This is a genomic window from Qipengyuania aestuarii (genome assembly GCF_019711535.1).
GTDB lineage: Bacteria > Pseudomonadota > Alphaproteobacteria > Sphingomonadales > Sphingomonadaceae > Qipengyuania > Qipengyuania aestuarii.
This window is the reverse complement of the sequence record NZ_JAIGNP010000001.1, coordinates 426,918-447,491: the sequence shown is the minus strand read 5'-3', so window position 1 is coordinate 447,491 and position 20,574 is coordinate 426,918. Positions and strand designations below refer to the sequence as shown.

Below are 20,574 nucleotides of genomic sequence, written 5' to 3'. Positions count from 1 at the left end.
GCTGAATTCCCTTACTCGGTTGCACTGCCCGGCAGCGCGCCGTCGGATACTTCGCTATCCGCTGCCTCGTCGCCAGCGATCAGGCCGCGGGCTTCGAGCATCGGCGTCACGTCGGGTGCACGACCGGCGAAGTTCTCGAACATCTTGAAATAGTCCATCGTGCCACCGCGGCTGAGCACGGTTTCGCGATAGTGATCGCCATTGGCGCGGGTCAGCCCGCCGTTTTCCATGAACCACTTGCGGCTGTCGCGATCGAGCATCTCGGTCCACAGATAGCTGTAGTAACCGGCCGAATAGCCCGTGGGACCGCTGAAGATGTGGTTGAAATAGGTGCTGCGATAGCGCGGCGGGACGAGGTCGATTTCGAGCCCGAGCTCCTTCAGCGAATTGCGCTCGAACGCGTCGACCTTGGCCGGCGTATCGAGAGCCGCAGCCTCTTCCTTCGAAAGAGCAGCCCATTTCATGTCCAGCAGGGCAGCCTCGACGACTTCGCCGAAATCATAGCCCTGGTTGAACTTGGACGCGGCTTCGATCTTGTCGATCATCGCCTGCGGGATGGTTTCCCCGGTCTGATAGTGCTTGGCATAGTTTGACAGCACTTCGGGGTACGTCGCCCAGACTTCGTTGACCTGGCTCGGATATTCCACGAAGTCGCGCGCCGTTGCGGTGCCCGAAAGGCTTTCATAGCGCTGGTCGGCGAAGAAGCCGTGCAGTGCGTGACCGAATTCGTGGAACATGGTGTTCACATTGTCGAAGCTCACCAGCTGCGGCTCGCCCGCCGGTGCCTTCGGGATGTTGAGCACATTGTAGATCACCGGCTTGGTGTCCCACAGGAAGCTCTGGTCCACGAAGTTGCTCATCCAGGCGCCGCCGCGCTTGGACGGACGCTGGAACGGGTCGAAGTAGAACAGGCCCAGTTCGCTGCCGTCGCGATCGAACACAGTGTAGGTCCACACATCGGGATGGTAGACCGGTAGATCGGTGCGGCGTTCGAAGCGCAGGCCATAAAGCTTGTCCGCAGCATAGAACACGCCGTCTTCCAGCACCTTGTCGAGCTGGAAATACTCGGTCATCGCGTCTTCATCGAGATCGAACTGTTCGGCCTTGATGCGGTTGGCATAGCGATACCAGTCCCACGGCTTCACTTCGTAATTGCCGCCATCGGCCTTGATCGCCGCATTCAGCATCGCGGCTTCGCGGCGCTGCGTGGCGGCCAGGGCGGGGACCATCTGTTCCATGAAGTCGAGCGCGGTCTTGGGCGTTTCCGCCATCCGGTCCCACATCGCATAGGTCGCCCAGTCGGGCTGGCCGAACAGGGCGGCCTTCTCGGCGCGCAATTCGGCGATTTCGGCGATCAGCTGGCGCGTGTCGAAATCGGTCGTGCCGTCGGCGCGGTGGAAACTCGCTATGAACAGTTTCTCACGCGCGGCACGGTTTTCCATGCTCGGCAGCGAAGGCTGCTGCGTGGTGTTCTGCAGGGCGATGGCGTATTTGCCGGGGAAACCCTTTTCCGCGGCGAAATCGGCGGCAGCCTTGATGTCGCTGTCGGACAGGCCGGCAAGATCGCTGCGATTGTCGAAGATGACCGGCTGATCGGCCATGGCGGCCTTCGCCTGCTGGCCGAACTCGGTGGTCAGCGTGGTCAGTTCGGTGTTGATCGCCTTCACGCGCTCGCGCTGGGCTTCGGTGAGAAGCGCACCGGCGTGGACCATGCCTTCATAGGTGTTTTCGAGCAGCGTCGCGTCTTCGGGCGTCATGCTCATTGCGGCGCGGTTGTCGTAAACCGCCTTCACGCGCTGGAACAGCACGGGGTCGAGCGTGATGCTGTCGCCATGGGCGGTCAGCTTGGGGCTGATCTCGGTGTTTATTTCATCGAGCCGGTCGGTGGTGTTCGAACCCGTAAGGGCGAAGAACACGCGGCTGACCCGGCCGAGCATGCGGCCCGATTTTTCGAGCGCAACGATGGTGTTGGAAAAGGTCGGCGGTGCCGGATTCGCCTTGATCGCTTCGATCTCGGCCTTGTGAATGCGCATCGCCTGTTCGAACGCCGGGATGTAATCGTCTTCCGAGATCGCATCGAAATTCGGTGCCTGGAACGGCAGGTCGCTGTCGGAAGCGAAGTATCCGGTGCCCTTGGGAATCGAAATGCCCGCGTCTACGGCGGCGTCGGCGATGGGGTCCATTTCTCCTCCGGGAGCGGTGGTGCAGGCTGAAAGAAGGGCGGCTGCGGCTGTCGTGGCCAGAATGTGGGCCTTCATGATCTCTCCGTATTTCTACTTAAATCAACGAGTGAATGCGCGGATGCGCTAATTGGTTGCCATTGTGATCAGTCTGCTTGAACGTGGACTGAAGCGCAAGGGCAAGGCCGCGGCGCTCAACCGCTCATGGCACTCTGCGAACGACGACTACTCGATCGGTTCGCCCTGGCCGCGTTCGGCCTGGTCGCGGGCAGCCACGGCCGCTTCGTCGAGCGCCTGACGGTTCACGGTCATTACGCGGGGTTGCCCGCTTTCATCGACGACCAGCCACAGTGATCCGAGTTCGAAGAACGCGCCCTGGTCCTTTTCAACCGTCATCTTCGACAGGTCGAGCCGTTGCAGCAGATCGAGCATTCGGGCGTCGAAGACGTCGTCGAACAGCGTATCGATCTGGTCCTTGGTCAATTCATGGCGTTCGCCATCGGGCGCGATGTAGAGCAGAGGGATCCCGATCTGGTCGAGGATGCGGGCCTTGTTCCCGCTGCGCGCGGCATCGCGCAAGGCGGCGATGGCGGCTTCGAACTGGCTGGGTGTAGCGCCCGTGGCGCAGGATATCGCGCCGCCTTTCACCGTGTCGTTTGCTCGGTCGAATTCGATATCGCTATCCTCTTCCTGTTCGGACCATACCATAAGCAGGCAGCTTTCGGCAGGGCCGCCGTCGATACTGGCTTCCACGGTCTTGAGCAGGTTCTGGCGCCCCGGGCTCTGCGCGGACCTGTCGTTCGGTACCGGAGAGCAGGCGCCCGTCAAAGCGGCGATCACAAGGGGCAGGGCAAGGCGATAAGGTAAGATCATTTCATCCGTGCGGAATAGGTGCAAAGCGGTTCGTAAAGCGATCCCTGCTCGCGGAGATGGCTTTCATACAATATATACTCGTCCACATGCCACGGGCCAAGGCGAACCGTCGCATGATTGGCCAGAAAAGGCCCGAGAGAACCGCTGGCCTGATTCAGGCGTGCGAGCGTGACATGCGGCACGAATTTGCGCCGTTCGGGTTCCAAACCGCTCTTCACACACAAGCGATCGAGCCTGCGGTGGAGCGCTGACAGGCGCTCGTTCGGAGCGATGCGCGCATACAGTTGGCGAGGTATGCCTTTTTTTTCGAAAAAAGAACAGCCTGCAATGGAAAGCTCAAGCGGCTTGAAGGCAATGTGGCGGGCGCTGTCGGCAAGATCCTCGGCCATGCTCTCATCGACCTCGCCGATATAGCGTAACGTCAGATGCAGCTGATCGTCATCCTGCCACCGCGCAACATCGACCTGCTCCATCAAATCTAGCAGGTTCTCGCGAAGGGAGGAGGGCGGCCGAAGCGCGAAGAACAGACGGCAACTCATCCCGGCCTCCTATCAGGAGATCGTCGAGCCGATTTCCCGCGGATCTTCGTAAGACGCATCCATGAAAATCTTGGCCCGTCTCTCTGAACGGAACTCCAGTCCGCGCGCCACGCGCCCGGCGGCATGGGTGTAATCCAGTTCTGCGGCGATCGCTTCGTAATCGGCATTCTGGATAGCAGCGTTGAGGCGCGGGCTTTCGCGTTCCGAGACGTTTCCAAGGCCGACGTTGTAGACAAGATCAAGCAATGCATCGAATTCATGCTGATGCAGGGGAAGATCCCCGACGAGAATACGCACGCCGCGTTCAGCTGTCACAAGGTCGCTTTCAAGAAATTCGATAACCTGCTCGTCGCTGATCCGGTCACCGACCCGCAAATTGTCTGCGGGGCGAATGAGGTGGCCAACGCCAACTGTAGGATAACCGGCAACGTCGCGATACACGGTGTAGCGCACGCCTTCTTCCTCGATCAACGCCTGCTTGAAATCTTCGCTGGCTTTCAGGAGAGTCGCGGGCTTGCGAACTTCATCCTGCGGCGTAATCGCCATCGAAAATTCCGTCGCCGGAGCACGTGACTTCTGGACTGGGCCGGTAAACGCCCCGAGGCTCATCGCGCCGACGCCCATCATCAGCGATGCGCGTTTGCGCGTCGAAAGCTTGGGCTTGACGCTATAGACCTTCGAAGCGGCACGGCGTGCCCGCTTGAGTTCGTCGCGATGCCGGCGGTGCCTGCGGATCCGGCCAATCAGGCCGAGCGCATTTTTCTGCTCTCCGGCGTGCGGCGTGGATGTCCACTTCTCGTTCTCTAGCGGCCGATCGAGTTCCTCCATCAATTTCTTCAGCCGCTCGCTCTGCAAGGAATTCTTGGAAGCGGGGCGAAGAGATGAGGTGTCGATCGGCGCGGTGCTCTCTCGCTTTTTCTGTTCTGACATTCTGCGGTGCGCCTCGTGTAACGGTATTAGTCTGCCGAAGAGGCGCGATTTCACCTCCCGGGAGGCTCATTCAACCGAGCGAAAGAAAATTGCATCGGGATGGCCTTATGTGTCTCTACAACGGTCCGCAGACCCGATTGGGTCCTCACTTCACCGTATCTGGGCCACAGATCGGGGGTCGATTGTTCGAAATTGCGAGGCGAGGCGAGTCCGGGAAACTTCCTGCCGCTCTCTGGTTGGAATTGGCGAAGCGCATTCCATATTACCCCTTCATCTCAGCTCGCGCTTCGGGCCCCAGGGCTTCCATCGCGGCGACGGCAACGTCTCTTGACAGTTTCGAACAGAACGGGAACACGCCTCCTTTATGGCACTCACCAAAATCTCCGTCCGCGGTGCGCGGGAACACAATCTCAAGGGCGTCGATATCGACCTGCCGCGCGATGCGCTGATCGTGATCACCGGCCTTTCGGGGTCGGGTAAATCCAGCCTCGCGTTCGACACCATCTATGCCGAAGGGCAGCGGCGCTACGTCGAGAGCCTCTCGGCCTATGCGCGCCAGTTCCTCGAGATGATGCAGAAGCCCGATGTCGAGCATATCGACGGGCTGTCTCCCGCGATCAGCATCGAGCAGAAGACTACCAGCCGAAACCCGCGCTCGACCGTGGCGACGGTGACCGAGATTTACGACTACATGCGCTTGCTATGGGCGCGGGTGGGGGTTCCCTATTCGCCCGCCACCGGGCTGCCGATCGAGGCGCAGACCGTTTCCAACATGGTCGACCGGGTGATGGAATTGCCCGAAGGGACGCGGCTGTACCTGCTCGCGCCCGTCGTGCGCGGGCGCAAGGGCGAATACCGCAAGGAACTGGCCGAATGGCAGAAAGCCGGCTTCACCCGCGTCCGCATCGATGGCGAGATGTACGGGATCGAGGAAGCGCCTGCGCTCGACAAGAAGTTCAAGCACGACATCGAAGTCGTCGTAGATCGCCTGGCGGTCAAGGAAGGCATCGAGACGCGGCTGGCGGACAGCTTCGAACAGGCGCTGAAACTGGCCGACGGTCTCGCCTATGTCGATTTGGCCGACGGCGTGGTGCCGGGGCGCGAGGACGAAGGGACCGCGGGCGGCGCGATGAAGGGGGCGGGGCTGCCTGCCAACCGCATCGTCTTCTCCGAGAAATTCTCCTGCCCGGTCTCGGGCTTCACCATCGAGGAAGTCGAGCCGCGCCTGTTCTCCTTCAACGCGCCGCAGGGGGCCTGCCCTACCTGTGACGGGATCGGCGAAAAGCAGCTGTTCGACCCGCAGCTGGTCGTGCCGAACGAAGCGCTGAGCCTGAAGAAGGGCGCGGTGGTGCCCTGGGCGAAGAGCAATCCGCCAAGCCCCTATTACATGCAGGTACTGGCCAGCCTCGCCAAGGAATACGAGTTCGATCTCACCACCCCGTGGGAGGAGTTCGACAAGGAAATCCGCGACATCATCCTTTATGGCACCAAGGGCCGTGCCATCCCGCTCACCTTCAAGGACGGGCGCAAGCAGTACACGGTGAAGAAGCCGTTCGAAGGCGTGATCGGCAATCTCAACCGCCGCCTGCTGCAGACCGAGAGCGCCTGGATGCGCGAGGAGCTGGCCAAGTTCCAGACCGCGCAGCCATGCGAGACCTGTAACGGCAAGCGGCTCAATGAAAAGGCGCTCAGCGTGAAGGTCGGCGGGCCCGACAACGCGACCGATATCGCCACCCCCACCAAAATGAGCGTGGCCGATGCCAAGGAGTGGTTCCTCGCGCTGCCGGGCCTGCTGAACGAAACGCAGGGCCAGATCGCCAAGGCCATCCTCAAGGAAATCAACGAGCGGCTGGGCTTCCTCGACAATGTCGGGCTCGACTATCTCAACCTTGACCGCACCAGCGGCACGCTGTCGGGCGGCGAAAGCCAGCGCATCCGGCTCGCATCGCAGATCGGCTCGGGCCTGTCGGGCGTGCTCTACGTGCTCGACGAGCCCAGCATCGGCCTCCACCAGCGCGATAACGACCGGCTGCTCGAAACGCTCAAGCGCCTGCGCGATCTCGGCAACACCGTGATCGTGGTGGAGCATGACGAGGACGCCATCCGCGCCGCCGATTACGTGGTCGATCTCGGCCCCGGGGCCGGCGTCCACGGGGGCGAAGTGGTGGCCGAGGGCACGCTGAAACAGGTGCTCAAGAACAAGAAGTCGCTCACCGCCGCCTATCTCACCGGCCGGCGCGAGATCGCCGTCCCGGCCCAGCGCCGCAAGGGCAATGGCAAGAAGCTGACCGTCCACGGGGCGCGGGCGAACAATCTCAACAATGTCACCGCCTCCATCCCGCTCGGCACCTTCACCTGCATCACCGGCGTCTCGGGCTCGGGCAAGTCGTCCTTCACCATCGACACGCTCTATGCCTCCGCCGCGCGGGCGCTCAACGGGGCGCGCGTGGTCGCGGGCGCGCATGACAAGGTCACCGGGCTCGATCACTGCGACAAGGTGATCGAGATCGACCAGTCGCCTATCGGCCGCACCCCGCGCTCCAACCCGGCCACCTACACCGGCGCCTTCACCAATATCCGCGACTGGTTCGCGGGCCTCCCCGAAGCGCAGGCGCGCGGCTACAAGCCCGGCCGCTTCAGCTTCAACGTGAAGGGCGGCCGCTGCGAGGCGTGCCAGGGCGACGGCCTGATCAAGATCGAGATGCACTTCCTGCCCGACGTCTACGTCACCTGCGAGGAATGCGGCGGCAAGCGCTACAACCGCGAAACGCTGGAGGTGAAGTTCAAGGGCCACTCCATCGCCGACGTGCTCGACATGACGGTGGAAGATGCCGAAAGCTTCTTCGAGAACGTCCCCCCCATCCGCGACAAGATGCACATGCTGAACGAGGTGGGGCTGGGCTACGTCAAGGTCGGCCAGCAGGCGACCACGCTGTCAGGCGGCGAGGCGCAGCGCGTGAAACTGGCCAAGGAACTGTCCAAGCGCAGCACCGGCCAGACGCTCTACATCCTCGACGAGCCCACCACGGGCCTGCATTTCGAGGATGTCCGCAAGCTCCTCGAAGTGCTCCACCGGCTGGTGGACCAGGGCAATTCGGTGGTGGTGATCGAGCACAATCTCGACGTCATCAAGACCGCCGACCACATCCTTGACCTGGGGCCGGGCGGCGGCGTGCGCGGCGGCGAGATCGTGGCCGAGGGCACGCCGGAAAAGGTGGCCGGGGTGGAGGGGTCCTTCACCGGGCATTACCTGAAGCCGATGCTGGAGCGTGCCACGCCGCAGTCGGCGGCAAAGAAAAAGCAGCCGGAAGCGGCGGAATAGGAAAATAGATCCAGCTACGGCAATTTCCCCTTGTACTAAAAGGCTTCCCGCGACTAGCTATCGTAAATTGTAAGCGGGGGGCTGCATGAGTACGGATTCCAATAATCTCGCCAATGCGCGAGCACAAATGATGTATGACGCCAATCGAAGATCGACAGGCGTCGCATATCTTCTTGCGATCTTTTTGGGCGGCTTGGGCGCGCATCGGTTTTATCTTGGATATCCCGGTACGGGAGCGGTGCAGTTAGTCTTATGGGTTTTGGGTTGGCCGACAGCTGGCCTCTTCTGGATACCGTTAGGGATTTGGATATTGATCGACCTATTTCTTATCCCCGGCATGGCTCGAAAAAAGAATATGGAAATCGCGGACAAGTTCGGGGAATAGTGTCGCGGCACCGCCGATCGTGTTTGATGAGCCCACCACGGGATTTCACGCGGAGAAGTCGCCGCTGCACAGAAAGCTACACCGTCCACTACCTGCATCCGATGCTTCAGCGACAGAAGGAAGCCGCAGCGCAATGAGCGGTTACAGCGGAGGGGGTTTTGGGGATGGTGCCGGGAAGGCACTGGTGCTCTTCGCCCTGGTACCCTTCCTGCTGGTCAACATCGTCCTCTCCGCAGTCTTCGGGGATTGGGTCTGGAAGGTCACCCCCATCCTGTTCGTGGCCATGGTGACTGGCATGCGCGTTTACCGTGCATACCGCCGGCAGGTCGACACTTCGGAGCCGTTGGACCTTGGCCAGCACGGTCGTTTCTCCGGCGAGGAGAAGGCCCGAACCTTGCGCGGCGGAGCATGGTTGGTTTTCGCGGTCTCGCTGGCGATCATTTTGGCGACGATCTTCCTGCCATTGATCTTGTTCGGATAAAGCAGGGGGAGGCGGCCCACGGCGAAGTAAATCAAGTCACCGGCGTCGAAGGTGGAAATTCAGCAAACGCATCAGAGAAAAGAATAATTACTCGCTTCCCAAGTTGGTGGTGCCTTAGTACTTCCTCGACGGTTGTAATTCGCGCACCAGAATGGGCAAAAGAATGACGCCATTTCAAGAGTTGGCCATAAGATTCTGTGATATCGGAGTTCGCCCTTTCTAGGTAAAACCTCTTGGACTTCTCTAATTTATCTTTAAATATTCTCGAGATATTTGGATGGAAGGTTTTGCAGTACTTATGTAAGTCACGAATATCAATCCGACTATTTATCTTATCGTACTGGTTTTCTGCGTAGACTCTAAACAGATTGCTTTGGCGCCCGGCATAATCTTGCAAGATTAATTTCACACAGTTTTCATAGGTGGCGCAAGAAGTGACAGTCAAAAGTCCGGCAAGATCAGAACGGAATTCGTTTAAACTTGGACGATCAGAAGGAACGTGCTGGTTAATTTCATTAGCGAGGCCCTCGATTCGAGCCAGGGTCTCCACAATTGGCGCGCGATTCATGCGGAAAGAATGCGCTTCGCGATCTGGATTCTGCTTTTCAGAACTGCCGTGTCAGTGGTGGCTCCGCTGGTTGCTTCTTGAAACCCTTCATCCACCATCAACCTGTCGTAATTAGCATCAAGTTTTTTAGCGTCGATTGATGCATCTTCGAGTAGGGCGACCATAACGGCCTCCAAGACTGAGCTGTTTACTACTCGTTTCGGTCGAAATGGTTTGTCGAGGGTGTCATTAACCAAATCGGTGACTTCTCCAAATCTGTCACAAAACCTTTCCGCTTTCTCTGAGTCAAACTCCTTATTTTTTGACATGACGTTATTAAGATAGCGAAGCATGGGTTTCTCGTAGTCATCCCAATTTTCGAACAAGCCAAACAGCCTCAAGATAAGTTCTACGTCTCTCTGTCCACGGTCTGGCGCTTTTAAACCTAATATTTCTTGCCAATCGGGGTCAGTGTTAAGCTCCTGCAACTCGGCCACAATATTTCCACGGTAAACCGCATTTCGAATTTCTTGCGGCTTCAACGCGGTCCCACCCGTGTTGAGTCGTTCAAAAATATGAAACACGCTATTGTAATTGTCGTTGGGAGTAAGTTGCTTAATATTTATTGCTCGTAGGGTACTATTTCTCAAGCGCCGTTTCTCTCGTTCCCCGAGATCCTCGAATGTCAGACCGTTGTATTCAGAGCGCTCAGATAGGCCTTTAAGCTTAAAGCTTTGTCGCCTTCCCCGATTATCCTCCTCTCCAAAATAGCCCTCAAAGAAGTATTTGACGGACATTATTCTCTGTTGACCATCTATGATCTCAAGGCGGTCATCATCGTTGACGTACAAGAACACCTGCGGGACAGGCAGGCCCATTAAGAACGACTCTATCAGCTTAGAAGCCTGTTCAATTTTCCAGACGAAGCGTCTCTGGTAAAACGGGACAATCATGTCGCCGTTCTCGATCTTTTGCGCCAAACTTTCTAAAGTTGGATCGGACGGTGAGACAGAAATATCAAACTCGACGTATGGTTCATCATCTGCTTCTTCCACCGTGTTCAAGTCGTCAAATTCGTCTGTCATATGTCTTCCGATCAAACCGATAAGTTTGAAGACGTAAGCAGGGATTGTTCTCTAAGCAACTTGACAGCTTGAGAAGTTAAGCGTTTTCGGTGGAAAATCACTTGGCCGCTGCTCACTATGCCTCGATTTTAGTTCGTGTCGCTTCGAGGACACGGCTTCGCGCAGCCTGCGGGAATATAAACCCTCACCAACTCGCAACTTCATGATCAGCGAAAACCAAGCGCCGGGCTCGTTCGAAGACGGCGCTGACTTTGGAAAGGATCACTTCCAACATGTCGCCGACGTTCGCTTTGAGGTACGTGTGAACCTATAGCCGTGGGCATGAGGCGCGAAGCCTTAACCGCTGTCTCCCGCATCCATCGCGACATCAGGCTTCCCTCTCCCCATCGACCAGTTCTCCTGCATCCGCACCTTGGGATTGGGCGCGCACCAGATTTCGCCATTGGCGTCGAGCGCGGTGACCCAGATCAGATTGTGCTCCGGGCCGTAGTCGATCACGGCGAGCGCGAGGCCCTTGCCCCGGTCGATGACGGTCACGGGCAGCGGCGGATTGAGTTGGGTGAACATGGGGCTGGGCGATCCTCGGGCGGCGGGCGATTTCTTCGCGCGCACGCACAGTAAACGCGCCCTGCGTGCTTCCGTATCCCGGGCTAAATATTTATCAATTAGGGCTGTCCTACACGAAATCGCCTGTATATCTGGTTCGGTTCACTCCAAATCCATGAGGTGAACCATGATGTTTTTCTGTATTCGTGAAGACCTTTTGCCGCCCGGTGCGCTGCGCTGTCGGCGGCGCCCTCTTATGCGCGCGCTGCGTGCGGGAGGTGCCGCATGAACGCCATCGTCACGATCGAGCAGCCTGCCCCCACCGCCGGGCCGCATGGGGCGGGGCACACCAGTTTTTCGCCCCGCAAGCAGGCCGATTTCATCCAGAGCCTGCAGATGTTCGGCAATGTGCGGCTCGCCTGCCGCGCGGCGCGGGTATCCTCGCAGACGGCCTATCGCCAGCGGCGTGCCTCGCCCGCGCTGGCCGATCTGTGGGATGCGGCGCTGCTGGCGGCGCGCACCCATGCCGAGGCGACGCTGGCCGAGCGGGCGCTGAACGGGGTGGAGGAGCCGGTGTTCTATCACGGCGAGGAGGTGGCGCGCCGCCGCCGCTTTTCCGACCGGCTGCTGCTCGCCCATCTCGCGCGGCTCGACCGGCTCGAAAACCGCGCCGAAGTGGTCGAGACGCTGGCGGTGATGGACACCATGCTCGAAAGCCTGCGCCGGGGCGAGGCGCTGGACGATGGCGCGCGGGCCGGTGAGGATGCGGGAAATAATCGCCAGGACCGTGCTCCAGGTGCTCCATCCTGTAGGAATGGCTCTGGGGGAATCCAACAGGGGCAGGAAAAGGCGCGCAGCGGGCCCGATCCGCTCGACAAGCCCTGCGACTGCGTGGGGGCGCACCATGATGGCGGAGGCGGCCCGGCGCATTGGTGCATGGGGCCGCAGGGGCCGGAGCCGGTGGCGAACCGGGGCGGGGGCAAGGGGCCGTGCTGCGACAAGCCGCGCTGGCCCGATTGCCGCGGCTGCGCGCACTATCCGCCCGAAATCAGGCTGCATGACGAGATGGAGGATGCGCGGCCGAGCCACGCGCCGCTGCCGGGCCAGCTGGGCGATATGATGGCGGTGGACGAATGCCAGACCGCCGCCTTCCTCGCGGGCGACGAGGACTGGTGGCGCATGGGCGCGGGCTTCACCCTGTTCGAGAGCACCACCTACGGCGTGTGGATGCCGGTCCGCGACGAGGATGACGACGAGGACGAGGGGGAGGACTGGGCCGAGGACGAGGACGCGGGCGAGGACTATGAGAGCGGGGAGGGGGAAAGCGCCGAGAGCGCTGGCTCATCCGGCGAGGGGGCGCTGGAAGAGAGCGCGCCGGTCGCTGACGGGGCCTGTGCGGAGGATAGCGACGAGGGCGAGGCCGGGGAACCTGCTGGCGAGGAGAACCTGCGCCCATGGCCCGCGATCACCGTGTTGGGCCCCTATTAGGCGCGGCGGGGTGACGCGCGGCGCCGGGCGGGGTCTCAGTGTGCGGGGGGCTCAGTCGACCAGCGCGAGTTCCACCGTGCCGTGGCCGCGGGCGATCAGGCCCAGATCCTGCGCGGCGGCGCGGCTGAGGTCGATCGTGCGCGAATGGTTGAAGGGCCCGCGGTCGTTGATGCGGACCGTCACGCTCTTGCCGGTGGATGGGTTGGTGACCAGCACCTTGCTGCCGAAGGGCAGGGTGCGGTGCGCGGCGGTGTAGCCGTTCATGTCGAACCGTTCGCCGCTGGCGGTGCGGCGGCCGTGGAAGCGCTTGCCGTAATAGGAGGCGACGCCCTGGCCGAGCGAGGTGGCGGCGGGCGCGGCTTCGACCGGCGGCTCGAACGTGTCGAGGTCGACCGCCTGCGGGCCCGGCTCGGGCTGGTCCGGCAGGGCGCGATAAGGCGCGAAATGCCCCCCGAAGGTGGGCTGGACCACGGCTGTCTGCTCGCTCGTCTGCGAGTGTCCGGCCGTGCTGGGCAGCGCCATGGCTGCAACAAAGAGTACGCTGCGAAGCGTTCGATTGGTCATGTCTGGGACCTCCCGTGCGGTTCGGGAGGATATAGAGGGCTCCTCGGCGGGAGTCGTTAACCCCAGGGGAAGCTGCCCCGTTTCCGCCACGATTCATCGTGATCGGACCCGCGGGATGGGGGCGCTACAGCATATTGGGGGTGCGATGCCCTGGGCACACAAGGGAGCGAATCCCGCACTCCGGCACCTGCTTGACCGGTACTGGGGAAAGGGTCCTCCAACGACAAATGGGGCCGGCATCGCTGCCGACCCCACTCTCACCGATGCGTGGCCGAGTTCCTTAAACACGAGTGTTCAAGAGACACAGACTTGGCATCCGATGTTTCCCCGTCCGGCCATTCGAAAATGGTCTTCAGGTTCCTTCACCGGCGCTCGCACCGGCATCCGGATCTACCCTCCGCTCGGCCCGGTGTCGGCCGCGTCGCGATCCGAGGATCGTTCGCTCGCCTTGCCCAGCCGCGCTTCAACGGGCGGTTCCGCAGCCTGGCCTTCCGTTGATGGCCGGCGCCTCGAGCGATCACATCGCATGTCCGGTCCGAAGACCTTCGTGCGACGCCATCTTCGGCATCCGGCCGGGTTGGCCCGACCCGCAACGAGAAACCTTCGCACTTCCGTCATCGACCCGCATTGCGTCCGGCCAGAAGCCTTGGCACGAGGGTCTCGAAAAGCGCGCGGACAGAACCCGCTGCGTCTTCCCGGTTTCGGAAAGTCCTTGCCTTTCAGATCGTTAGATCATCTTGGCGAGAAGCTTTCCTGGCCGTTCCGATGAATTGAAGCTGCGCCCGAAGCGGCAAATTGGCAAGCGGGCCGGACGCGGGTTATCCACTTTCGGCCGATTTCGCTGTGGATCAGGGTGGATAAGTCCACGGCTCACCGCAATTTTATGCGTGACAGGGCGCGGCAAGTAAAAATCACCGCGCCCTGTCAGCGTCTTTCGCGTAATATTGTTACCGGTCGCGCTTGGCGAGCAGGCGCAGGCGCAGGGCGTTGAGCTTGATGAAGCCTTCCGCATCCTTCTGGTCGTAAGCGCCCGCATCGTCCTCGAAGGTCACATGCGCTTCGGAATAGAGCGAGTTGTCCGACTTGCGGCCGACAACCATGGCATTGCCCTTGTACAGCTTGAGCCGCACCACGCCGTTCACCTTCTCCTGGCTCAGATCGACCGCCGCCTGCAGCATTTCGCGCTCGGGGCTGAACCACAGGCCGTTGTACACCAGCTCGGCATAGCGCGGCATCAGCTCGTCCTTGAGATGCGCCGCCCCGCGATCGAGGGTGATCTGTTCGATGCCGCGGTGCGCGCGGGCGTAGATCTCGCCGCCCGGGGTTTCGTACATGCCGCGGCTCTTCATGCCCACGAAGCGGTTCTCGACCAGGTCGAGGCGGCCGATGCCGTGGGTGCGGCCCAGATCGTTGAGCGCGGCGAGCAGGCTGGCCGGGCTCATCGCCTCGCCATTGAGCGATACACCGTCGCCCTTTTCGAAGCCGATCTCGATATATTCGGGCGTGTCGGGCGCGTCTTCGGGATGGTCGGTGCGCGAATAGACGTAATCGGGCGTTTCTTGCCACGGATCTTCCAGCACCTTGCCTTCGCTCGAGGTGTGCAGAAGGTTCGCATCGGTCGAGAACGGGCTTTCCCCGCGCTTGTCCTTGGGCACGGCGATCTGATGCGCCTCGGCCCAGGCGATGAGTGCGGTGCGGCTCGTCAGGTCCCATTCGCGCCACGGGGCGATCACCTTGATATCCGGATCGAGCGCATAGGCCGACAGTTCGAACCGCACCTGATCGTTGCCCTTGCCGGTGGCACCGTGCGCGATGGCATCGGCGCCGGTCTCATGCGCGATCTCGACGAGGCGCTTGGAGATCAGCGGGCGCGCAATGCTGGTGCCCAGCAGATAATCCCCTTCGTAGCGGGCATTGGCGCGCATCATCGGGAAGACGAAATCGCGCACGAATTCCTCGCGCAGATCCTCGATGAAGATGTGCTGGTCGGGAATGCCCATCGCGCGGGCCTTTTCGCGCGCCGGCGCGATTTCCTCGCCCTGGCCGAGATCGGCGGTGAAGGTCACGACCTCAAGGCCGCGCTCCACTTCGAGCCACTTGGCGATGACGGAAGTATCGAGGCCGCCGGAATAGGCAAGGACGACGCGCTTGATATCGGACATGGGCATACCTTCTGTAAATTCGCCGCGCCGCTAGCAGGGCGCGGCCATGCGGGCAATAAAGACGCGCTTGGGCGTGAACAAATCTCGCCGCATGGGATGAACGATAAGAAGGAGCCACAAGCGCGCTATCCGCTCCCGGCCGTGTAGGAAAACGATAAGTCGCGTCCAGTAACACTTGGCTTCGCTACTGGATTGTTAAGTATTCGATCCTAGATCTTCTGTCAGACGATTGGAGAGAAGGGGCATTACTACCATGTGGAACAAGGCGAAGGCGCTGGCCGAGCAAGCGCCGCCGGAGCGCAACCGCTATGTCGATTTCCTGCGCGCCCTGTCGATCCTGGCGGTAGTGGTGGGCCACTGGCTGGTCGCCGCGCCCTATATCGGCGCCAACGGCGAGGTGGTTGGCGGCCACCTGCTCGGCATCCTGCCTTGGACGCAGTGGCTGACCTGGGGCTTCCAGGTCATGCCGATCTTCTTCCTCGTCGGCGGCTATTCCAACGGGGTAAGCTGGGCCTCGTCCCGCGCGAAGAACCGCCATTATTCGGACTGGTTCGCCAGCCGCATCCAGCGCCTGATCAATCCCGTCTTCCCCGTGCTGCTGGCGTGGGCGGCTTTCGCCTTTCTCGCGACGCAGGCGGGGATGGAGCGCGCGACGGTGCGCATGGCGGTGGAGCTGGCGCTGGTGCCGGTGTGGTTCCTGGCGGTCTATCTGGTGGTCACCGCGCTCGCCCCGCTGACATGGACGCTGTGGGAACGGCTCGGCTTCGGCAGCATCGCGCTGCTGGTGGTGGCCGCGATCGTGATCGACTGGCTGACGCTGGCGCTCGACGTGCCTTATGTGAACTTTCTCAATTTCCTGTTCGTATGGGTGGGCATCCACCAGCTGGGATACGCCTGGCAGCAGGGCAGGCTGGCGCAGGGTAGGGCGCTCGCGCTGTTCGTCGGCGGGCTGGCCGCGCTGATCGGCCTTACCGTCTACGGGCCCTATCCCATCGCCATGATCGGCGTGCCGGGGGCAGAGATCACCAATTCCATGCCGCCCACGCTGGCGTTGCTCGCGCTGGGCGTGACGCAGGCCGGGCTGGTGCTGGCGCTGGAGCCGTGGGGCCGCAAGCTGCTGGACAATCTGACGCTGTGGACCGCGACCGTGCTGATGAACGGCATGATCATGACCGTCTATCTCTGGCACCTGACGGCCTATGTGCTGGTGATGGTCGCCGCCTGGATTGCCGGAGGGATCGGCCTGCACATGGCCCCCGGCAGCACGGAATGGTGGTGGAGCCGCCCGGTCTGGTTCGCGCTTTACATCGCCGTTCTGCTGCCGCTGATCGCCGTGTTCGCGCGCTACGAGCGGGGCATGGGGGCTGCCAAGCGGGACAAACCCGTTCCGCACCTGCGCCTCGTGCTCGGCATGATCGCGATCTGCATCGGTCTAGCCATGACGGCCGCCATCAGCATCGCCAGCCCCGCAGGCGTAACCGGCGTGCGCCTATGGGTCGTGGCGCTGCCGTTCGTGGGCGCGGCACTGGTGGGGTTCGGGCCGGTCTATCGCTGGGTGCGGGGGTGAGGGCGTTTGCCTCTCCAAACGACAGAGGGCAGGCGAGGGACTGTGAGTATTGCTACGCCTCCAACAACCGCTCTTCCTCCTCAGCCATATACCCTCGCGTGATCGGCAGCGCGTGGCGGTTGCGGGCGAACTGGATCTGGTAATTGCACATCCCGCCGAATTCGAAGACCGTGGCCGCGCCGGCGAGGTAGAACAGCCACATGCGATAGAAACGCTCGTCGTAAAGCGCGAGAATCCTCTCCCGATTGGCGATGCAATTGGCATACCAGCAGCGCAGGGTCTTGCCGTAGTGGAGGCGAAGCGTTTCCACATCGGTGGCGATCAGCCTCGATTTCTCACTTGCAGCGACCGTTTCCGACAGCGCCGGAATGTAGCCACCGGGGAAGATGTATTTGCGCGTGAAGGCATCGGTCGACCCGGGCGAACCCATTCTGCCGATCGTGTGCACCAGCATGGTCCCGTCATCGTTCAGCAGGTTGGCGCAGCAGCGGAAGAATTCCTCGAACTGGGGCTGGCCGACATGTTCGAACATGCCCACGCTCACAATGCGATCGAACTTGCGCCCGGCCGCGGCAAAAGCCCGGTAATCGACCAGTTCGATGCTGACCTTGTCTCCGACCCCGACCTTTTCCACCCGCTGGCGGGCATGCTGGTGCTGTTCTTCCGACAGGGTGATGCCGGTGACTTTCACATCGTAATTCTGCGCCAGATAGATCGCCATGCCGCCCCAGCCGCAGCCGATATCGAGCACGGTGTCTCCGGGACGCAGCATCAGCTTGGCGGCAATATGGGCCAGCTTGGCCCGCTGCGCCTCGGCCAGGGTCAAATCATCCGTGGGCCAGTAGGCGCAGCTGTACTGCCAGTACTCGTCATCCAGCATCAGGGCGTAGAAATCATTCCCGATGTCGTAATGATGCGCGACATTGTCTTTCGACCGGACGGCATTGTTGACCTTCTCCGCCGCGCCCGCAACGCGCCCCAGCAGGCGCCGGCTGAGCCGGGGCTTGCCCAGATCGCCTCCCTTGTCCCACGCATTATTGGCGCGCAGCAGGGTGACGAGGCCCATGATGTCACCCTCTTCGATGACCAACCGGCCGTCCATATAGGCCTCGGCCGCACCGAGCCGCGGATCGAGCACGATATCGCGCGGCACGCGGTCATCCGTGAGCCTCAGCACGATCTCGGGAAAGCCCGTGGCAGGCTCGCCAAACGTGTCGGCGCTGCCGTCGGCATAGACGACGCCCAGCCTGCCCCGGTTGACACCGCGCTGGAGGAACTTGCGGAAGAGGGTCTTGCTCATGGGTAACCTGCTGGAAGAGTAATCTTTCAGCTTAGCTAATCACCGTGATGCACTTTTGCGATACCGGAATTGGGGGCGCGGTGGCGTGGGAGCGGAAGACCCTTACTCCTGCGTGTGACGGAAAGTCTCGCGATGGATTGCTTCGCTACGCTCGCAATGACCGGGAAGGGGCAGGCGGTCCGTTTCGCCTTGCCCGGTCCCGCCCGCGCACGCTCACGCTCACGCAGCAAGAGGCCCGAAAGGCGTTTCCTACACGATGGCGAATCGATATGCCGCAGCCTCGCTCTTTCGCATCGTTGCCCTTTTTCGATCCAGCCCGCTCGCCCCATTTGCGGTCCGGGAAAATTACCCTCAGGACCGTGCTCCATGTGCTCCATCCTGTAGGATTGCCCGAGGGCCAATCCTACAGGATGGAGCACATGCACTTACTCCGCGGCTTCCCGCTGGGCGAAGCGCCATTCGGGGATTTGGTTGGCGTCGGCGGCGCGCAGGCGGGCGCTCTCTTCCATAATCCATTCGCGGGTCATGGGAATGGCGCTGCGGTCCTTCACATAGATCAGCTGCCAGTTGACCATGTCGCCATGGCGGAAGCTCTGTTCGGCCCCGGCGAGGTAGTAGAGCCACATGCGGTAGAAGGTCTCATCATACATCTCGACGATCTCGGCGCGGTGCTGGACGGTGCGATTGTACCATTCCTCCAGCGTGTGGCTGTAGTGGAAGCGCATGGCCTCCACGTCCATCACCTGCCAGCCGAACTGCTCGGACTGGGTGACCAGTTCGCTCAGCGCCGGAATGTAGCCGCCGGGGAAGATGTAGGTGCGCGTCCAGGCGTCGGTGAAGCCGGGCGGGCCGGCGCGCCCGCAGCAATGGCTCATCATCACGCCATCGGGTTTGAGCAGGCGGTTGGTGTGCTCGTAGAACTGCGGGTAATGCGGCGTGCCCACGTGTTCGAGCAGGCCGACCGAGCTGATGCGGTCGAACTGGCCTTTCACATCGCGGTAATCGGTGAGGGAGAACCTGACCCGGTCGGCGAGGCCCGCTTCCTCCGCGCGTTCCTTGCAGAAGGCGATCTGGTCGGGGGCCAGCGCCACGCCGTGGACCTCGACGTCGTAATGCCGCGCCAGGTAGAGCGCGAAGCCGCCCCAGCCGCAGCCGATGTCGAGGATGCGCTGGCCGGGTTTGATGTGCAGCTTGGCGGCGAGATGCGCCTTCTTGTCGAGCTGCGCCTTCTCGAGCGAGGTGGTGGCCGGATCCTCGCGGTAATAGGCCATGGTGTACTGCCGGTCCTCGTCGAGGAACCGCTCGTACAGCTCGCGGGTAAGGTTGTAGGTATGCTCGGCGTTCTTGCGCGCCTTGCCGCGCAGATTGATGCTGTCGGCCTTGGCAATCAGCCGCTGGGCGGCGGTGCGCAGCTTGCCCTTGGGTTTCAGCGCCGTGTCGCCGGGCCTGCCCGCCTGTTCGGTGACGAAGAGGATGAGATCGCGGATATCGTGCGGGGCCTCGACCTTGAGCCAGCCCCACATGAACGCCTCGCCCGCGCCCATCTGCGGATAGCGCGCGATGTGGTTCGCCGCCTTCTTGTGGGTCAACTTGATGCGCAGCGGCGGCTCGGCGGGATCGGCTGGGCCGTATTCATAGGTCTTGCCGTCATGGTCCGTGACGACGAGGCGGCCCGTCTTGACCGCGGCTTTCAGAAACTTGTCGAGTAGCCACATGGCCGTCCGCTCCCCTTCGGCGATTTTCGGGCGAACATGCCGATCATGCGGGCCAAGTCAATGCGAAGGGCCGTGCTATCCCACCTGCTCGCGGGCGAGATAGATCACATCGCGTTGCTGGCGGAGCAGGTGCTGGCCGCTGTCGAGGAAGAGCGTCTGGCCGCTGGCGAGATGCCCGGAGGCAAGGAAAACCGCGGCATCGGCGACCTCCTGTGCAGAGGTACGGCGCCCCAGCAGGTTCATCCGGTGCGACCGCTCGGCCTCTTCGGCGGACTGGTCGTGGCTGGCGAGAATCGCGCCGGGTGCGAGGCCGTAGACCCGGTCCTCCTCCCGCGCCGCGCCCATGGCCAGCATGGCGATGGTGGCATCGAGCGCGTGCTTGCTCATGGTATAGCTGAAGAAGTCGGGATTGGGGTTGGCCAGCTTCTGGTCGGTGACCTGGATCACATGCCGCCCGGCCTGCGATGTCGCGTGCCTGAGATAGGCCTGCGCTAGCAGCGCCGGGGCCTGCGCATTGATCTGCATCGCGCGGCGGCTGGTGGCAGGATCGAGCGCGGTCACGTCGTCGGGATCGAAGACCGAGGCGCAGTTGATCAGGGCCCGCCAGTCGGAAAGGCGGGGGGCGAGTTCCTCGGCCATGGCAGTGGCGGCGTCATCGTCGCACAGATCGGCGCGGACGGTTTCGGCGCTGTCCAGCTCGGCAGCCAGATCCTGCGCCGCGGATGCCGAGCGGTTGTAGTGGATCACCACATGCCATCCGGCCCCGGCAAAGGCCCGCGAGATGGCGCCCCCGATGCGTTTCGCCCCGCCGGTAACGAGCACTGCTGGTCTGTCGTGATCCATGGCGGGGAGCATATCAGCGAGCGGCGTAAAGGGAAGGCGGGGGCGTC

The 20,574-nt window shown here is 61.8% G+C and carries 17 protein-coding genes; 5 read left to right on the top strand and 12 right to left on the bottom strand.

The features are described from left to right. Positions 1–11: 11 nt before the first annotated feature. From K3175_RS02185 to K3175_RS02170, 4 genes are all read right to left on the bottom strand, one after another. Positions 12–2,258: a M3 family metallopeptidase gene (locus K3175_RS02185; protein ID WP_221541734.1), complete on the bottom strand. Its 2,247-nt coding sequence runs from the start codon at positions 2,256–2,258 to the stop codon at positions 12–14. A 147-nt stretch (positions 2,259–2,405) separates the two neighbouring features. Next, on the bottom strand, positions 2,406–3,053 hold the full coding sequence (locus tag K3175_RS02180; protein WP_221541733.1) for a hypothetical protein: 648 nt from the start codon (positions 3,051–3,053) through the stop codon (positions 2,406–2,408). Next, complete coding sequence (gene thpR, locus K3175_RS02175) at positions 3,050–3,592, bottom strand: RNA 2',3'-cyclic phosphodiesterase (RefSeq protein WP_221541732.1); 543 nt, start codon at positions 3,590–3,592, stop codon at positions 3,050–3,052. The genes K3175_RS02180 and thpR overlap by 4 nt, the downstream gene beginning before the upstream one ends. A gap of 12 nt (positions 3,593–3,604) precedes the next feature. Then, complete coding sequence (locus K3175_RS02170) at positions 3,605–4,522, bottom strand: lysozyme (RefSeq protein WP_247710618.1); 918 nt, start codon at positions 4,520–4,522, stop codon at positions 3,605–3,607. Positions 4,523–4,886: 364 nt separating this feature from the next. Between K3175_RS02170 and uvrA the strand changes: the two genes are divergently transcribed. The 3 genes from uvrA (at position 4,887) to K3175_RS02155 (ending at position 8,710) form a co-directional block, all read left to right on the top strand. Beyond that, positions 4,887–7,844: an excinuclease ABC subunit UvrA gene (gene uvrA, locus K3175_RS02165; protein WP_221541731.1), complete on the top strand. Its 2,958-nt coding sequence runs from the start codon at positions 4,887–4,889 to the stop codon at positions 7,842–7,844. A gap of 85 nt (positions 7,845–7,929) precedes the next feature. Next, complete coding sequence (locus tag K3175_RS02160; protein WP_221541730.1) at positions 7,930–8,229, top strand: TM2 domain-containing protein; 300 nt, start codon at positions 7,930–7,932, stop codon at positions 8,227–8,229. A 133-nt stretch (positions 8,230–8,362) separates the two neighbouring features. Next, on the top strand, positions 8,363–8,710 hold the full coding sequence (locus K3175_RS02155; RefSeq protein WP_221541729.1) for a hypothetical protein: 348 nt from the start codon (positions 8,363–8,365) through the stop codon (positions 8,708–8,710). Positions 8,711–8,741: 31 nt separating this feature from the next. Here the strand turns inward: K3175_RS02155 and K3175_RS02150 are convergent, their stop codons facing one another. The 3 genes from K3175_RS02150 to K3175_RS02140 form a co-directional block, all read right to left on the bottom strand. Continuing rightward, positions 8,742–9,278: a HEPN domain-containing protein gene (locus K3175_RS02150; protein ID WP_221541728.1), complete on the bottom strand. Its 537-nt coding sequence runs from the start codon at positions 9,276–9,278 to the stop codon at positions 8,742–8,744. Beyond that, positions 9,275–10,342, bottom strand: a complete 1,068-nt coding sequence (locus K3175_RS02145) for a GmrSD restriction endonuclease domain-containing protein (RefSeq protein ID WP_221541727.1) — start codon at positions 10,340–10,342, stop codon at positions 9,275–9,277. Before K3175_RS02145 ends, K3175_RS02150 begins: the two co-directional genes overlap by 4 nt. Before the next feature lie 336 nt (positions 10,343–10,678). Beyond that, complete coding sequence (locus K3175_RS02140) at positions 10,679–10,909, bottom strand: hypothetical protein (RefSeq protein ID WP_221541726.1); 231 nt, start codon at positions 10,907–10,909, stop codon at positions 10,679–10,681. A 264-nt stretch (positions 10,910–11,173) separates the two neighbouring features. Here K3175_RS02140 and K3175_RS02135 point away from each other — a divergent pair, with 264 nt between their 5' ends. After that, entirely contained in the window at positions 11,174–12,376 is a 1,203-nt protein-coding gene (locus tag K3175_RS02135; RefSeq protein ID WP_221541725.1) for a hypothetical protein, read from the top strand. A 51-nt stretch (positions 12,377–12,427) separates the two neighbouring features. Here the strand turns inward: K3175_RS02135 and K3175_RS02130 are convergent, their stop codons facing one another. After that, positions 12,428–12,940 (bottom strand): septal ring lytic transglycosylase RlpA family protein, encoded by a 513-nt coding sequence (locus K3175_RS02130; RefSeq protein ID WP_221541724.1) that lies wholly within the window; start codon positions 12,938–12,940, stop codon positions 12,428–12,430. 947 nt (positions 12,941–13,887) lie between these two features. Further along, positions 13,888–15,102 carry an argininosuccinate synthase gene (locus tag K3175_RS02125; RefSeq protein ID WP_221541723.1) on the bottom strand — a complete coding sequence of 405 codons (1,215 nt, stop codon included), beginning with the start codon at positions 15,100–15,102 and terminating at the stop codon, positions 13,888–13,890. Between the two features lie 253 nt (positions 15,103–15,355). Between K3175_RS02125 and K3175_RS02120 the strand changes: the two genes are divergently transcribed. Further along, entirely contained in the window at positions 15,356–16,669 is a 1,314-nt protein-coding gene (locus K3175_RS02120; protein ID WP_221541722.1) for an acyltransferase family protein, read from the top strand. A 52-nt stretch (positions 16,670–16,721) separates the two neighbouring features. Here K3175_RS02120 and K3175_RS02115 read toward each other — a convergent pair whose 3' ends face one another. The 3 genes from K3175_RS02115 to K3175_RS02105 all read right to left on the bottom strand — a co-directional run bounded on the left by K3175_RS02115 (position 16,722) and on the right by K3175_RS02105 (position 20,527). After that, complete coding sequence (locus tag K3175_RS02115) at positions 16,722–17,969, bottom strand: SAM-dependent methyltransferase (RefSeq protein ID WP_221541721.1); 1,248 nt, start codon at positions 17,967–17,969, stop codon at positions 16,722–16,724. Between the two features lie 425 nt (positions 17,970–18,394). Continuing rightward, positions 18,395–19,684 carry an SAM-dependent methyltransferase gene (locus K3175_RS02110; RefSeq protein ID WP_221541720.1) on the bottom strand — a complete coding sequence of 430 codons (1,290 nt, stop codon included), beginning with the start codon at positions 19,682–19,684 and terminating at the stop codon, positions 18,395–18,397. A 75-nt stretch (positions 19,685–19,759) separates the two neighbouring features. After that, positions 19,760–20,527, bottom strand: a complete 768-nt coding sequence (locus tag K3175_RS02105) for an SDR family oxidoreductase (RefSeq protein WP_247710617.1) — start codon at positions 20,525–20,527, stop codon at positions 19,760–19,762. Positions 20,528–20,574: the final 47 nt, after the last annotated feature.

Coding starts and splice junctions, on each gene's coding strand:
- K3175_RS02185 (WP_221541734.1), bottom strand. CDS start 2,258: ATGAAGGCCCACATTCTGGCCACGACAGCCGCAGCCGCCCTTCTTTCA.
- K3175_RS02180 (WP_221541733.1), bottom strand. CDS start 3,053: ATGATCTTACCTTATCGCCTTGCCCTGCCCCTTGTGATCGCCGCTTTG.
- thpR (WP_221541732.1), bottom strand. CDS start 3,592: ATGAGTTGCCGTCTGTTCTTCGCGCTTCGGCCGCCCTCCTCCCTTCGC.
- K3175_RS02170 (WP_247710618.1), bottom strand. CDS start 4,522: ATGTCAGAACAGAAAAAGCGAGAGAGCACCGCGCCGATCGACACCTCA.
- uvrA (WP_221541731.1), top strand. CDS start 4,887: ATGGCACTCACCAAAATCTCCGTCCGCGGTGCGCGGGAACACAATCTC.
- K3175_RS02160 (WP_221541730.1), top strand. CDS start 7,930: ATGAGTACGGATTCCAATAATCTCGCCAATGCGCGAGCACAAATGATG.
- K3175_RS02155 (WP_221541729.1), top strand. CDS start 8,363: ATGAGCGGTTACAGCGGAGGGGGTTTTGGGGATGGTGCCGGGAAGGCA.
- K3175_RS02150 (WP_221541728.1), bottom strand. CDS start 9,278: ATGAATCGCGCGCCAATTGTGGAGACCCTGGCTCGAATCGAGGGCCTC.
- K3175_RS02145 (WP_221541727.1), bottom strand. CDS start 10,342: ATGACAGACGAATTTGACGACTTGAACACGGTGGAAGAAGCAGATGAT.
- K3175_RS02140 (WP_221541726.1), bottom strand. CDS start 10,909: ATGTTCACCCAACTCAATCCGCCGCTGCCCGTGACCGTCATCGACCGG.
- K3175_RS02135 (WP_221541725.1), top strand. CDS start 11,174: ATGAACGCCATCGTCACGATCGAGCAGCCTGCCCCCACCGCCGGGCCG.
- K3175_RS02130 (WP_221541724.1), bottom strand. CDS start 12,940: ATGACCAATCGAACGCTTCGCAGCGTACTCTTTGTTGCAGCCATGGCG.
- K3175_RS02125 (WP_221541723.1), bottom strand. CDS start 15,102: ATGTCCGATATCAAGCGCGTCGTCCTTGCCTATTCCGGCGGCCTCGAT.
- K3175_RS02120 (WP_221541722.1), top strand. CDS start 15,356: ATGTGGAACAAGGCGAAGGCGCTGGCCGAGCAAGCGCCGCCGGAGCGC.
- K3175_RS02115 (WP_221541721.1), bottom strand. CDS start 17,969: ATGAGCAAGACCCTCTTCCGCAAGTTCCTCCAGCGCGGTGTCAACCGG.
- K3175_RS02110 (WP_221541720.1), bottom strand. CDS start 19,684: ATGTGGCTACTCGACAAGTTTCTGAAAGCCGCGGTCAAGACGGGCCGC.
- K3175_RS02105 (WP_247710617.1), bottom strand. CDS start 20,527: ATGGATCACGACAGACCAGCAGTGCTCGTTACCGGCGGGGCGAAACGC.